This is a genomic window from Vibrio genomosp. F10 str. 9ZD137 (assembly GCF_049974785.1).
Taxonomy (GTDB): domain Bacteria; phylum Pseudomonadota; class Gammaproteobacteria; order Enterobacterales; family Vibrionaceae; genus Vibrio.
This window is the reverse complement of record NZ_JBNGCJ010000977.1, coordinates 1-362: the sequence shown is the minus strand read 5'-3', so window position 1 is coordinate 362 and position 362 is coordinate 1. Positions and strand designations below refer to the sequence as shown.

The window sequence follows — 362 nt, the reverse complement described above, 5'->3', positions numbered from 1 at the left end:
CCGCTCTTCCGATCTGGAGACAGAACCCGGCGTATGTGTCAACTCCACCAATTCGAAACCCATCATAACGTAGCGTTGTGATGGGTTTTTTGCTTTATATTGACGAAAATTATTTTGTTAACACTAAACTTGGCGCAATATCACGAGATGTTTTGCGCAAACAGTAGCGATAGCCTGTGAAATCAGTACACTGATGTGTATCTGTATTTTGTGTTAATCGCTTTTAGCCCAAGCTTGATGAGACCAACATGACTGAACCATTCCAACATATTTCTGTTTTACTTAATGAGTCGATTGATGGACTCGCCATCAAACCCGATGGTACCTACATAGATGGTACCTTTGGGCGTGGCGGCCATAGC

1 protein-coding gene is annotated in these 362 nt (G+C 43.1%); it reads left to right on the top strand.

What is annotated here, in order from left to right:
* Positions 1 to 248: 248 nt before the first annotated feature.
* On the top strand, positions 249 to 362 hold a 114-nt coding region (gene mraW, locus ACP45E_RS21100; RefSeq protein WP_069585510.1), incomplete at its 3' end, for a 16S rRNA (cytosine(1402)-N(4))-methyltransferase.